Origin of the sequence: Nostoc mirabile CHAB5784, assembly GCF_020829645.1 — a bacterium.
GTDB classification, from domain to species: domain Bacteria; phylum Cyanobacteriota; class Cyanobacteriia; order Cyanobacteriales; family Nostocaceae; genus Nostoc; species Nostoc mirabile.
In genome coordinates this window covers 86,755-101,399 of record NZ_JAIVFS010000017.1, presented here as the reverse complement: position 1 = coordinate 101,399, position 14,645 = coordinate 86,755, and the positions used below count along the sequence as shown (strand labels likewise).

The window sequence follows — 14,645 nt, the reverse complement described above, 5'->3', positions numbered from 1 at the left end:
GTACAAGTGCCCAATCTCAACTGACTTGAGCCAGTTGTTGTTGATTCAGGTAGTAATAATGACCTTTTTTAGCGATTAATTCGTCGTGGGTACCGCTTTCTACCAAAACGCCTTGATCTAAAACCAGAATCAAGTCAGCGTTGCGGACTGTAGAGAGGCGATGGGCAATGATTACACTTGTGCGTCCTTGAAGAATTGTTTTGAGGTTGTTTTGAATAATTCTTTCTGATTCGGAATCTAGGTGGCTGGTGGCTTCATCAAATAGTAATAATCGAGGATTTCCGAGCAAAGCACGAGCGATCGCTAGGCGTTGGCGTTGTCCACCAGAAAGCATACCGCCGCTTTCACCAATTTGGGATTCGTAACCCATCGGTAGTTTTTGAATAAATTCATCGGCTCCGGCGTATTTTGCGGCTTGGATAATTTCTTCTGAAGAAGCATTTGGATGAGCGATCGCAATGTTTTCCCGAATAGTCCCACCAAAGAGAAAAGTATCTTGGTCTACAACGCCGATTTGAGAACGCAGCGATCGCAAGGAAACACTAGTGATGTCACGACCATCAATCAGTAGTTTGCCATCTGTTGGTGGATATAAACCTAAAATCAATTTACTCAGCGTTGTTTTTCCAGAACCACTGCGCCCCACCACTGCTACCATCTGTTCTGGTTGGATTTCAAAGTTAAGATTTTCTAAGACGTTAGTCTCACTTTCTGAGTGATAGCGAAAGGTGACATTATGAAAGCTAATGTGACCGCGCAGCTTACCCAACGCCTTCCGGGGTTTAGTTTCTAAGTCTTCTTCTGGTTCCGCCTCCAACACATCATTTATGCGTTCGGTGGAAATCACAATTTCTTGCAATTGATTCCACAGCATAGATAGGCGCTGGAAAGGACTCAAGACATTACCCACCAACATATTGAAAGCAACTAATTGTCCAATCGTCAGTTCGCCATTAATTACCTGGGTCGCTCCGTACCACAGCAATGCAGTATTTACAAAAGTTTGGATAACGCCACTGATAATTTGCAGGTGATTACCAATTATCTGAGCATTAAAGCCTTTTTTGATCAAATCATTCAGCAGTTCCTCCCAACGCCAGCGCACAGTCTGTTCAATTGACAATGAGCGGACGGTACGAATTCCACTTAGGGATTCTATGAGATAGCTTTGTTCTTTAGCGCCTGCATTAAAAATTTCTCTGGAGATGTGGCGCAAAATATTTGTGCTAGCCAGCGCCAAGATAAAAAATGGCGGTACTGTACACAGCACGAATAATGACATGCGCCAGCTATAGGAGAACATCAAGCCCAGATAAACCACCAATGTCAGCATATCCAGCAAGATAGAGAGTGTCTGACCGGTAAGGAATTGCTGAATTTTCTGGTTTTCTTGGATGCGTGAGACTATATCCCCAACAAAACGCGACTCGAAATAAGAAAGAGGCAAGCGGAAGGTATGTCTAATAAAACCTACGAGTAGGGCGATGCTAACGCGGTTAGCGGTATGAAATAGAAGATATTGCCGTAGAGCATTGACAGCCACACCAAATAACCCAAAAATAATCATCCCCAAACCAATGGCGTTTAAGGTTGTAACGCTACGTTGCACAAGTACTCTATCGAGCAACAACTGAGTGAAGACTGGCGTTACCAGTCCAAATATTTGGATTAATATCGAAGCTGCAAAGATTTCTAATAGTGCCCGATAGTGAGGTTTGATTAACTCAAAAAACTTCCAGAAGCTTGTACTTTCGTTTTTAGTATTTTTTAATAAAGCTGTAGGTTGCAGTAACAATGCATAACCACTCCAACCTGCTTGAAATTCAGCTTTTGTCAGGCTGCGTTGACCAAGAGCCGGATCACATACAATCACCCGCTTTTTGCTGATTTCATAGACAACGATGAAGTGTTTGCCTTCCCAGTGGACAATTGCAGGTAAAGGTTGTTCTGCTAATTTATCAAGAGTGGCTTTCACCGGACGGGTGGCAAAACCCAGGTTTTCTGCTGCTGTTGCCATAGCCTTTAAAGATGCACCACTGCGGTTGACGTTGGTCAGATCCCGCAGGCGATTGATACTAAAATGCTTGCCCCAATAGTTACCAATCATTACCAAGCAAGCAGAGCCACAATCGGCAGCGCTTTGTTGTGCATAGAAGGGATAGCTCTTAGTGAGGTGTCTCCACCAATGCCCCACTTGTACCTGTGGACTGGGAAAGTAAAAACGTGCTTTTTTTGGTTGTTGTTGTGACTGCTGATCTCGTTGGGGAAAAGGAATGATTTTGGATTTTGGAGATTGGGAAGTTTTTTCCCCACTCTTTACTACAGACGTGATTAATCGCGTCTCTCCCCACTCCCCACTCCCCAGCCCCCAGTTGCCCAACTCCGGCAAGTATTTTAGTGCTGTTTGCCGATGGTCGTTTTTCAGAATGTAAGCAATTGTTGGTTGAGTTGCTTGCCAATCACCTTGTTTTGGTTGGGCAAAGATTGTGCCTGGCGTCAAAAAATGACCTTCAGAATGCCGCAGTTGACCTCTGTACAATAGGCATAACTCAGAATCTTGGGACACTTGCGTAGTTAGAGAGCCAGTTTCTAATTGCTGTCGCTCAAAGAGAGATAAAGCTTTGAGCATCCCTGGTACAAGTGAAGTATGGCACGGTAATTGTGAGGTTTGGCGACATAACAATAGCAAATCCCAAAGTTCTGCACGGGCAAAAAGGCGATCGCGAATATTAGGATACTTGTCTATCAATGTTTGCAATGCGTCTTGCCTGAAATAGCCCAGTTTTAAGCTTGTCGAAGCTCTGACTACATAAGGACTAAAGTCAGCTTCGGGAAAAAGAGTCAATTCGCCGAAAACAGACCATGCACCAAAGGTAGTGATTAAATTCTCAGAGCTATCCAACAGTCGGACTTTACCTGTAAGGATAATATAGATACCTGGATTCGTCTGTGCAGATTGCCAGAACTGCTTTGCTAGTGGTGGCTCCACAATTTCCATTGCTGCCAAGAAGTTTTGTAATTCTTGTTCTGAAAGCTTTGCACCCAAGGTGTACAAGAGCCTTTCGCCTACATCTTCCCCAGAAAGCACGGGTGGCATTTTCTAACCTCCAAGACGAAATTTAGCTATTGGTCTAAATTGAAAAAACAACAATTAGGATTATTTGATTCTCTTGTGTTCTGCGAGGAAACCCTAAGCCTCCTGTTAAGAAAAGAGTTTTTTTGATAAAAAGGTATTTTATTTGACAATCACTAATGTGAATGCTAGATTATTGGGCTAGACGTTTGCCTAACTAAGCCTTATTGCTCGCAAAACAGTACCCCTTGAGGTGTCTTTGGCCGCCACAAGATTCGTGTTTTCAGCAAGAGGTTGAAGAAGAATTTAGAAGCAAAGCGTCTACGGCTTTGCCAAGCAAGGTATTTAAATCAATTTAGTGGGGATGCTTCAGTCTATAGTCCGTAACCTCCAGCATTAAAAGGCTGGCTTTGGGCAGGCTACAGTCCAGAGACGAGAAAAACTATAAAGCACATCATGATTTTTTGAGATTTTACTAGCCAATAAAAATCTCACTTAAACAATATTGCTTGGTTTGCTTAGAAGCTACTAAACTCAATCTTTTTACAGTCATGTTTAGTCTCTTTAAACAACTATGTAAAATTTATTACACCTCCTACAACGGAATTAGTGCGAGTGGTTAAAATGGTTTTGCGAGAAACATATTTACATAATTAAGTAGGCGGGAAAATTTATAACCATGTCATATGTCATTGCGTTCGCCCCTGGCGTTACCGAAGGGTACGCAGCAAAGCCAAGCCAAGCAATCACAAGAGCTTAAAGCTTTTTATATTATTTTGTTACATAGTTAGGTTTATTTGTGCATACCTACTTAGCTTACACTGATTAACTTAAAGTTTGAATATGTTTATGCCTATTTTCGTGTAAATTTTTTGAAATATTACATAAGGGATAATTCTTAGCAAAAAAAATACAATTCTAAGTCATTTATACATCAAATCTTTAAACAAATAGACCACACAGTATGGTGCAAGTTATAACAGCACATAATACTCCCGGTTCGCCCATTTTGTCGGGAGTTAGAAACAAAGTCTACTCAAGGGTAAAAGACTGATCGGCAAGTTAGTTGAGTGTTAATAGCCGTTGAGAACCCAAGCAGAGCAAGAATACACTATAAATAAATACATAAATGCCTGTAAGTAAGTCTGGGTAAAAATTTGAGGTTTTTCAATTTTTTTGGGTACTTCAGTTTTACCCGAAACATACTTGCAATGCTAGGGCCAATATTTGCTTCTCCCCTAGCACAAAGAATTTAAGGCGTTGCAGAATAGTGGGATGAATTGGGGCAAGCTCTTGAGACAGGGGGGAAATTTTGAAAGTTGCTAAATCATCCCGCTTTCTCTGCAATGCCAGAATTAAAAATACCTTGGGTTGGATGCTTGGATTTTTGGCTTTCTGCTTCAATACCTGTAAATTAGATGTAGGGAGTAAATAAAAGCTATGCTTCCCGATAGCCTAAACGCTCATATTCCAGGTTACAATGCGGGTTCTGGCCAAGGTCGAGTGATAGTCATTGGAGCAGGCTTTGCTGGGTTAAGTGCTGCACGGCTATTAAAATAATTCGTAATTCGTAATTCGTAATTCGTAATTAAGTTTTGCAATGGGGATTTTAACCCCACCGCAAAACTTGTCGCGATTTAGAAGCGAGGGACTTAGACCCCTCAAAAATGTTAAAAACTAAGGGATACGATGTTACGGTATTGGAAGCTAGCGATCGCCTGGGTGGTCGAGTCAAGACGAAACATCAGTTAGGTACGCCTATTGATCTGGGAGCTTCTTGGTTGCACGGTGGTTCAGGAAACCCTTTAAAGCCAATAGCCCAGGATAAGCAAATTCAAACCCAAGTCAAAATAATTCGTAATTTATAATTCGTAATTCGTAATTATTACCCCACGACTGAAGTCGGGGGCCTAATTGAGGAATAAATTTATTTGTCTCCATAAACTTTAGTTAGGGGCTTGTACCTTTAATTACGAATTACGAATTACGAATTACGAATTAGTAATTATTTGGTCACTGATTACCGCAACTAGCGATCGCTTTGTGGTGGGTGGTATGGACACAATCATAGATTATCTGGCTCGTGGGCTAGCTATACAGTTGTCTGAGGTACTCTTTATATTAGGTTCTTACGCACGACTGCTAGTTGGGGCAACTGGGCTTGAATCCAGGCAGTTAAGCCAACCCATTGCAGGTCGAGTATACTTCGCTGGCGAGGCTGTACATCCAACCGATCCAGGTACTGTGCATGGTGCTTTTTGGTCTGGTGAGCAAGCTGTATGCGCTCTAGAACACCAATTCAACGAAGAGGCTCTTGGTTGGGGGCTAAAAGCTTGGGGGAAATGACCCCATCAATAGGCGATCGCTATCTTAGTCCACGATAAATTATTATTCCACTTTGTTTGTATTAAGGATGTGTCTATTACAAATTATGAATTAGTATAAGACTCGTATTTGATTTCTGAAAAAAATCAGTACACCCCGAAAAGGCTTCTTCCCCACTCCCCACTCCCTACTCCCCACTCCCTCTCTACACAAATAATCTCAAAAATCAAAGCGGACTGCTATATAAGATTGTTTTGGCAGTAGCGATCGCCTGCTCCACACTCTCCACAATATAAACATTTTCTGGCGATAGCTTTTTGAAGAAAACCTTACTTTCTTCATCGTTAGTCAACAAAATTACTTGCTTACTTCCTTTCAAAGCTAAGGCAATTTCTGAAGCAGTTCCTGCACCCATACCGCAGGCAATTACCACATCACTAGTGAGAACATTAATATTATTTCTAGCATTCCCCATGTCTGTGAAAATAGCAATATCCACTGAAGAGGAAATACTATCTTGATTGTCGCTAGGAAGAATACCAATAGTTAAACCCTCAGCAGATTTTGCACCTTTACTTACTGTATCCATTACACCTACATTTCTACCGCCTGTGAGTAAAATCCATCCTTGTTTGGCAATAAGTTGACCTAGCGTATAAGCATTTTGCAAATCATTTGCTGTCGCATTTTTTCCAGGCCCCATTACCCCAACAATAATTTTTCTCATAGAATTTCGATTTCTAGCAGCGTTTTATAAGTAGTTGCTCTTACTGAAGCAATTACTACATGGGTATAGCTATTCTTACTAGATAATTGTAAAAATTGATTAAATTATAAAATAAATAAATCAACTATTCTCAGAAAACATAAATTAGCTTATCTTCAACTGAATCTGCCTCTAACTCCCAAATTATAATGATTATTATACAGGTAAATATTTAATTTTCTGAAAGTCTTATGTAGTTAGGGTCTTGGGGTTTGCCTGATACTGGCTTTTAAATTTTATAATGCCAATTTTAAAATTATTCGTTTTTTGCATAAAACACAAAATTTGAGGTGAATAGTATTCTAAGCTTGTCTGGGATTTGTTGAAGTTTATACTATGGACTATTCCTGCTGTTACGAGCGCTTGGGGATTGTCTGTATAAACTGTGTCAACTTTTAGAAGTGATTTCAACTCTCTGGAATCATATTTAGTCACGCTGAAGTTATAACTCAACGTTAGTTAACAAAGGATTGATATGCGCTTACCTATTGCTATTGGTGCAATTTTAGTAGCATCTTTAAGTTTGAACGCTCCAGTAATGTCTGTGCCTCCTACGCATGGAGCAAAAGCAGAGATTACTAACTCGAACTTAACACAGCTAAAAATTAATCGCCAATTGTGGAATCGACAAAAAATTAACAACTATCGCTACAGAGTTAGCAATAGTTGCTTTTGTCTTCCCGATTTCAGAGGGCCATTAATCATTGAAGTACGTAACGGCATCACAAAATCTATCACGAATGCTCAAACTGGTAAGCGAGTAAATTCAGAGCTATTACAACAATATAGTACAATTCCTAAGCTCTTTAATTTGATTCGGAATACGATCAACGGTGGAGAATCCGAACTAACTGTGGTGTACAACTCACAACTTGGTTATCCAACCCAAATTAATATCGGTAATCTAGCTGCCGATGCTGGAGTATTTACTACAATTAGCAATTTTGAAGTGCTTCATCATGGTTCATATATAAAGCGATGAGGCTGTTTTTGACAATCCGATAAATCCCTACTAAAAAAACCTCCCTGTGCTTTTAAGCCAGGGAGAGGTTAATGCTACAAAAACAAATAAATAACCGTGATTTATGATTGCCAAGATGTGCTGCATTATGTTAATCACCTTCAGCGCGGAGTAGATTAAATAATTCGTAATTCGTAATTCGTAATTCGTAATGACGCTCGCGGACTCGCTAACGCTGCGCTAACGTAAATTTTGTTTTGTAATAGGGATTTAACCCCCAACACAAAACAAAATTTTTATTGAACCGGGGGACTTAAACCCACGGACAGGAGTTAAAACATCTGTGTTAACCTACAAACTGTGAACAAGCGGTTGATAATTAGATATGCGATGTTTGACGACAAGCCGCTCTGTATCTACGCATCCTTTGGAAATATACTTTTTCAGCAACTTACCCACAATCGAAATACCTTGCTCAATCTCCTCTGGCGAAAGACAGAAAGTCAGACGCATCGCCCGATAACCTTGCTTATCGGGGAAAAATGCCGAACCGCACGCCAGAAATAAGCCACCCTTATTAAATGTCTTTACGCACCAGTTATGGAATAACGAACGGCAGAGGCGCAGAGGGCACGGAGAAATGAGAGTTTGAAAGATATTTTGTGTAAGTCCTATAATTACGAATTACGAATTACGAATTACGAATTACGCAAATAGGAGACTTTACCAAATCCGCCTCCTCCAGGAGTTTCTATCACAAAAACATCCCCAGGTTTCATCTCTACTGTTGCTGTGCTGTCTAAATTCTCTTCAATTCCATTGTGACGTTGTATCCAGTTGCGTCCGACAATTCCGGCTTCCCCACCATTTAATCCAAATGGAGAGACAACCCGATGACCAGAGAGAATATTAGCTGTCATGGGTTCTAAAAACCGGATGCGGCGCACAACTCCATTACCACCGGAATATTGCCCTTTACCACCGCTATCGGGACGAAGATTAAAACTTTCTAAAAGTACAGGATAACGGGTTTCTAAAACTTCTGGATCGGTCAAACGAGAGTTAGTCATGTGAGAATGAACACCATCAGTTCCATCAAAATCAATTCCTGCCCCAGAGCCGCCGCAGATAGTTTCATAATATTGATATTGCTCATTACCAAAAGTAAAATTATTCATCGTTCCTTGAGAAGCAGCCATGACACCTAAAGCGCCATATAAAGCATCGACAATGGTTTGAGAAGTTTCGACATTACCCGCTACTACTGCTGCTGGATAAATTGGATTCAGCATACAGCCAACTGGAATAATAATTTCTAGAGGGTTAAGACACCCGGCATTAAGTGGAATATTATCATCAACCAAAGTCCGAAAGACATATAAAACTGCTGCTTGAGTTACAGCTTTGGGAGCATTAAAATTACTATTTAGTTGCTCAGAAGTTCCAGTAAAATCAATGGTAGCGCTACGAGTTTCTGGGTGAATCGTCACTTTAACTTTAATTCGTGCCCCATTATCCATTTCATAAATAAATGAGCCATCTTTGAGAAGATTGATAGCCTTTCTCACCGACTCCTCAGCATTAGCTTGCACAAACTTCATGTAAGCTTGAACAGTATCGAGCTTGTATTGTGAAACCATTTTACGAAGTTCTTGTACTCCCCGTTCATTTGCGGCAATTTGTGCTTTAAAGTCAGCGATATTTTGGTCAGGGTTACGAGCAGGATAAGTATGAGTTGAGAGGTGCTGTCTTACTGCGGGTTCTCGGAAATTGCCCTCTTCAACCAAGAGAAAATTATCAAAAATAATTCCTTCCTCTTCTACTGTCGTACTGTGGGGAGGCATTGAACCAGGAGTAATTCCACCGATATCTGCTTGGTGTCCACGAGAAGCAACAAAAAAGAGGGGAGTAGGGAATGGAGTATTTTCACGACTCTTTAGAAAAACAGGGGTAATTGCAGTTACGTCAGGAAGGTGGGTTCCCCCATTATAAGGATTATTAGATAGATATACATTCCCTGGTTTTAAGGTGTCGCGTTTTTCGTTAATTAAACTGCGGACACTTTCACTCATTGAGCCTAAATGTACAGGAATATGGGGGGCATTAGCAACTAATAATCCAGAAGAGTCAAAAATAGCGCAGGAGAAATCTAGCCTCTCTTTGATATTTACAGATGCTGCCGTATTTTGGAGAACAATTCCCATTTGTTCGGCGATAAATTGATAGAGATTTTTGAATATTTCTAAGCGGACGGGATCTGGTTGCGTTGTTGTGTACATTTTTAACTCCTTTTTATAAAAAAACACAAACATTAATACTTAGAAAGTAAGATACTCATCCTTCAAATCACTAATAAACATATATCCAGGAGAATGAGTAATTGCTAGTTCAGGTTTTGCTTGCATAATTGCAGTTTGAGTAGTGACTCCGCAAGCCCAGAAAACGGGGATCTCTCCATCATGAACCGTGACAGCATCACCATAATCAGGTTTTTCTAAATTTTTAATTCCTATCACTTCTGGATTGCCAATATGCACAGGAGAACCATGTGCTTTATAATATCGACTCGTTACTTCTACAGCACGAACAACTTTATTAGCCGGAAGTGGGCGCATCGAAACTACTAACGGACTGGAAAACATTCGAGTCGGTATACATTCAATATTTGTTTTGTACATTGGGACGTTTTTTTGCTCTTCTACGTGCCTAACTGGTAGTCTAGAGTTGAGCATGGCATTTTCAAAGGAAAAGGAACAACCAATTAAAAAGGCTACTAAATCTCTTTTCCAAAATGATTTGATATTGGTTGTTTCTTCAATTAATTTACCGTGTTGAAAAATTCTGTAGCGAGGTAAGTCTGTTCTAATATCGCCACCTGGAGCGATTATTTTAGGTTCATAATCTCCAACTTCTGTGACATCAAGTATTGGACAAGCCTTTGAATTTCGTTGACAAAAGAGTAAAAATTCAAATGCTAAAGAGTATGGCAATACAACTAAGTTCGCTTGAACAAACCCTAGTGCAAGCCCAGAAGTAGACGTATCTAATTTTCCGTCTCGACAAAGCTGGCGTATTTCGGAAGGAAGAGAAGAAAAGTTTAACATTGAAAATCTCCTAAGAATTTTCAAACAGTTAGTAGTTTTGGCTAATGAAATTTAAATAATTCGTAATTCGTAATTCGTAATGACGCTCTCTACGAGACGCTGCGCGTAGCTTGCTTCTCTGTAAGAGTACGCGGACTCGCTAACGCTGCGCTAACGGAAATTTTGTTTTGTAATGGGTATTTAACCCCAACACAAACTTGCTTTTTTATTGAACCGGGGGACTTAAACCCACGGAAATAGTTAAATTGAAAAGCTCTATACAAGACGTTGCAAAATTAAATGATTACGTTCAGTTAATCTTGCTTCCCAGTTAGGTTCTACTACAATTGTGCTAATTTTTTCGACAACGATCGCAGGCCCATTAATACTATCTTCTGGTTGTAAATCTTCTCGTCGATAAACAGGCGTATCATACCATCTATCAGCAGTAAACATCCTTACTATCTCAACGGCTTCGGTGGCTCCAACTATAGAACGTGTACGAGTAATTAAGGGTTCTTCGGGAGTCTCCATTTTCTGAATTACTTCTACTGAGACGGATTCAACAATTAAAGTTTTATCTAATTGAATGAAACCATAGCGGGATTTATGTTCATCCTCAAATTCTTGCCGCATCAATACCACATCATCGGCAAAGTTAACGGTTAAAGTAGAGTTAGTTCCTTCATATTTTAAGTTTACTTTTTGGACTATTTCTGTTTGAGCATTAACTTCATTTATTTCACTTATAGCTTGAGCTTCTAAATATTCCATTAACTGCTGTAATTTAGGAATTAATGCTTGAGTTAAAGGCTGTTCTACTCCTCCTTCTCTAATCGCCCGGACATCAGCTAATCCCATTCCATAAGCAGAGAGAACACCAGCATAAGGATGTAGAAATATCTTTTTCATTCCCAAGGTATTGGCAATTAAACAAGCAACTTGTCCGCCTGCGCCGCCAAAACAACAAAGCACATATTGGCTGACATCATAACCCCGTTGCAGACTGATTTTTTTAATTGCGTTCGCCATATTTTCCACTGCGATCGCAATAAATCCAGCCGCTACCTGTTCGGGAGTACAATGAGTCAATGTAGCGGCTTGAATATCTTGGGCTAATTGTGTAAATTGCTCAATTACAGTATCTTTATCTAAAGGTAAATTGCCATCAATTCCAAAAACCGAAGGAAAATATTGCGGGTGGATTTTGCCTAACATCACATTGGCATCAGTAACCGCTAATGGCCCCCTACGTCGATAACAAGCAGGCCCAGGATTTGAACCAGCAGATTTAGGGCCGACACGATAACTAGAACCATCAAAAAAGAGAATTGAACCGCCTCCAGCCGCAATGGTATTAATTGCTAATACGGGAACTCGCATCCGCGCCCCAGCAATTTCCGAATCTAGTTGCCGTTCATACTCTCCTTTAAAGTGGGCGACATCTGTACTTGTCCCTCCCATATCAAAGGTAATAACTAACTCAAAACCTGCTCTTTTACTAGTTTGGACTGCACCGACAATACCCCCAGCCGGGCCACTTAAAATACTATCTTTGCCTTGAAATTTTTGGGCTGAAACTAAACCGCCGTCAGATTTCATAAACATTAATTTGATAGGGGAGTAGGGAGTAGGGAGTGGGGAGTGGTTATTTTCCCCATTCCCTACTCCCCATTCCCTATTCCCCATTCTCAATTGACTCGCTATTTGCTTGACATAGCGACGTAGAATAGGAGTTAAATAAGCATCGACTACTGTTGTATCTCCTCGGCTGACTAATTTCATTAACGGACTAACTTGATGAGATACAGATATTTGTGTAAAGCCGATTGTTTGGGCGATTTGGGCGATTTTTTGTTCGTGTTCAGGATAGCGATCGCTATGCATAAAAACAATAGCACAACTCCGAATTCCTGTGTTATAAACTGCTTGTAAGTCATTTTTGGCTAGTTCAATATTTATAGGAATTAATTCATTGCCATGAGCATCATAACGTTCATCGATCTCAATCACCTGCTCATAAAGCATGGTTGGTAAAACGATATGACGAGCAAAGATTTTAGGACGGTTTTGGTAGCCAATTCGCAGAGCATCTTTAAAACCTTTGGTGATGAGAAGAACAACTCTGTCTCCTTTCCTTTCTAACAGCGCATTTGTTGCTACTGTTGTCCCCATTTTTACTACTTCCATCGCTTCAGTAGGAATGGGTTCGTTGCTGGAAATACCCATGATCTCCCGAATTCCTTGGATAGCTGCATCTTGATATTGTTCAGGATTTTCTGAAAGCAGCTTGTAGACTATAATCCATTGCTGATTAGGCAGAGCCACAATTAAAAAACGTTCAGGATGTCTTGAGAGTCTGTCTACAATTGCTTGATTATTAGTAACAGCAACAATATCTGTGAATGTACCACCGCGATCGGCAAAAACCTTTAACATAATTCTGTTTCCTCAAGGCTATACAGGTAGCATAACAATGGGTTATAAAGTCTTTCTACTTTAGGTGTGGAATATTTTTCTACAGATGTGGAATCTTAGATATAGTCAATTCACTGGGAAACATAAATCTTAAATTGTCCACTGCCATTTAGACTGTTTTGCATTCCATTTTACGGCTACTATTTCTGCTGGGGGATTGATGCGATCGCCATTTTTTTCAAATTGGATAATTCCTGTAACTCCTTTGACTTGTTTTCTGTCTTCTTTTAAATATTTATTCATATATATCAGTAAAGATTGACTATCTGAAATGTTAAATTGCTCTAAAATTCTCAGAATTATTAACACTGAGTCGAAAGCTGTTGCACTACGCCATGTTAAGTTTTCTTCTCCCCATAATTGAGTGCCTAGTTGACAAAATTTTTGCCCTAGTTGATTTTCACTATTGCACCCATTTGTTTTGCTGTGCCAATGCCAAGGAACACAAGCTATAATTTGACAGTCATTTTTATTTACCAAATTATACTGACTTTGCTCATCAATCCAATGTAAAACATTCTCATGGTAAAAAGTTGCTGAACCAGCTATTAGACAGTTATTGATTTTTAATCTACTAATCAGTCCAGCATTATCAAGGGAATTAGGTTCAATTCCTCCATCAGGAATTATGATAATAATATCAACGCCATTTTGTTTAATATCTTCTAGATAAGCTTGAATCTGATAATATTTTTCGCTAATATAATTACATTCTTTGAGAAAAATAAGCTGTTCACTATATTGCTCTAGACATTTTTTGATAGTATTTCTGTATGAAGTGCTATAACTACTATTTTTATTATAGATAATAGCTACTTTTTTATGATCTTTTTCGGGCAATCCTTCTGTCAAATAATGAGCTAACTGTGTGGCATTTATGCTATCTTGAGTAGTCAGTCTAAAAAAGGATAAGCTTTCACCCCTAGATAAATAAGAAAGTTCATTAGATGTACTGCTAGAGTTTACTAAAATTAGTCCATTTTGAGAATATAAATTTAGTGCCTTTTTAGTCATTTCACTTGAATAGTGACCGATGATAGAAATCAGGTTTAGTTGTGGCGCTAAATTGGCTAAATTCTCTGCTGTTTGGCTATATGGTGCATATAAATTATTAGGATCATTGACAATTAGAATTTTCAAGACTAGTTGACTATCTGTATTATTTATAGTAAAAAATTTGTCGGGTTTGATATCATCTAAATTTATCTCTTTTACTAGTGGAATTCTCTCAAAGGTTTGAATATTTACTTGGAGTTGAATTTGAGCAATACCTCGTAAAATTTCAGACGCAACATGACCTTGATTATGATAAAATGGCACAACTACAGCAAAAGTATAAATCGTAATTTTTTTATCTCGTAAAACAGATTGTTTATATTCGATTAAACAGTTATTAATATAAATTAAAATTTCTGGATTACCTGTACCATAAATTTCTATTTCTTTTTTCCAAGCCCAAATAAAGCACTTTAATGCTTGATAATAAAGTCCTTGCTGATAAAATTTATTCCCTTGGATTTGTAACTCCACAATATCTTGGTTTGGGGGAGAAAGAAAAATTTGTCTACCAAAACTACCTTGAAAGTTATCGTTGTTTAATTGAGGAGCAGTCTGCAATTTATATCCGTTACTAGGATGAAGCAAGAAATTAAGCAGCTTAACCCACTTACCAGCTATCTGTTCTTGGTCAATTTGCATCAGTTCTGCTATTCTAGGATAAATATTATTACTCAGCCTATCTCTAATTTGTTGGTCAGATAAATTGAAGATTTTAGCTATATCTTGTCGAGAATGTCCTAATAGAGATTGACAAATAATTTCCTTGTCAATTTCACTAATTTGCCTTCTATTTGAAGCTATCTCTAATTTCTGAAAGAAAAGGTCAATATCAATATTTAGCTGTTCTATAACCTGTTGACAGTTTTGACACACCATAATTATCTATCATCCTTTTTTCAA

General features: G+C 39.1%; 9 protein-coding genes. 3 read left to right on the top strand and 6 right to left on the bottom strand.

Annotated features, from left to right (window positions below; all coding sequences use genetic code 11):
• Positions 1–16 precede the first annotated feature (16 nt).
• Positions 17–3,097 carry a peptidase domain-containing ABC transporter gene (locus tag LC653_RS13880; protein ID WP_229495031.1) on the bottom strand — a complete coding sequence of 1,027 codons (3,081 nt, stop codon included), beginning with the start codon at positions 3,095–3,097 and terminating at the stop codon, positions 17–19.
• A 1,643-nt stretch (positions 3,098–4,740) separates the two neighbouring features.
• Here LC653_RS13880 and LC653_RS13875 point away from each other — a divergent pair.
• Positions 4,741–4,941, top strand: a complete 201-nt coding sequence (locus LC653_RS13875) for an FAD-dependent oxidoreductase (RefSeq protein ID WP_229495030.1) — start codon at positions 4,741–4,743, stop codon at positions 4,939–4,941.
• Positions 4,942–5,128: 187 nt separating this feature from the next.
• Positions 5,129–5,419, top strand: coding sequence for an FAD-dependent oxidoreductase (locus tag LC653_RS13870; protein ID WP_229495029.1), 291 nt, complete (start codon positions 5,129–5,131; stop codon positions 5,417–5,419).
• A gap of 205 nt (positions 5,420–5,624) precedes the next feature.
• On the opposite strand, the gene LC653_RS13865 is transcribed toward LC653_RS13870, so the two are convergent.
• On the bottom strand, positions 5,625–6,125 hold the full coding sequence (locus LC653_RS13865; protein WP_229495028.1) for a TIGR00725 family protein: 501 nt from the start codon (positions 6,123–6,125) through the stop codon (positions 5,625–5,627).
• Positions 6,126–6,639: 514 nt separating this feature from the next.
• On the opposite strand from LC653_RS13865, the gene LC653_RS13860 reads away from it, so the two are divergent.
• On the top strand, positions 6,640–7,146 hold the full coding sequence (locus tag LC653_RS13860; RefSeq protein WP_229495027.1) for a DUF6174 domain-containing protein: 507 nt from the start codon (positions 6,640–6,642) through the stop codon (positions 7,144–7,146).
• 677 nt (positions 7,147–7,823) lie between these two features.
• On the opposite strand, the gene LC653_RS13850 is transcribed toward LC653_RS13860, so the two are convergent.
• The 4 genes from LC653_RS13850 to LC653_RS13835 form a co-directional block, all read right to left on the bottom strand.
• Positions 7,824–9,404 (bottom strand): hydantoinase B/oxoprolinase family protein, encoded by a 1,581-nt coding sequence (locus LC653_RS13850; protein WP_229495026.1) that lies wholly within the window; start codon positions 9,402–9,404, stop codon positions 7,824–7,826.
• A 39-nt stretch (positions 9,405–9,443) separates the two neighbouring features.
• On the bottom strand, positions 9,444–10,229 hold the full coding sequence (locus LC653_RS13845; protein ID WP_229495025.1) for a putative hydro-lyase: 786 nt from the start codon (positions 10,227–10,229) through the stop codon (positions 9,444–9,446).
• Positions 10,230–10,484: 255 nt separating this feature from the next.
• The gene (locus tag LC653_RS13840; protein ID WP_229495024.1) at positions 10,485–12,647 is read right to left on the bottom strand and encodes a hydantoinase/oxoprolinase family protein; all 2,163 of its coding nucleotides are present in this window, start codon (positions 12,645–12,647) and stop codon (positions 10,485–10,487) included.
• 129 nt (positions 12,648–12,776) lie between these two features.
• Positions 12,777–14,621 (bottom strand): ABC transporter substrate-binding protein, encoded by a 1,845-nt coding sequence (locus tag LC653_RS13835; protein ID WP_229495023.1) that lies wholly within the window; start codon positions 14,619–14,621, stop codon positions 12,777–12,779.
• Between the last annotated feature and the right edge of the window lie 24 nt (positions 14,622–14,645).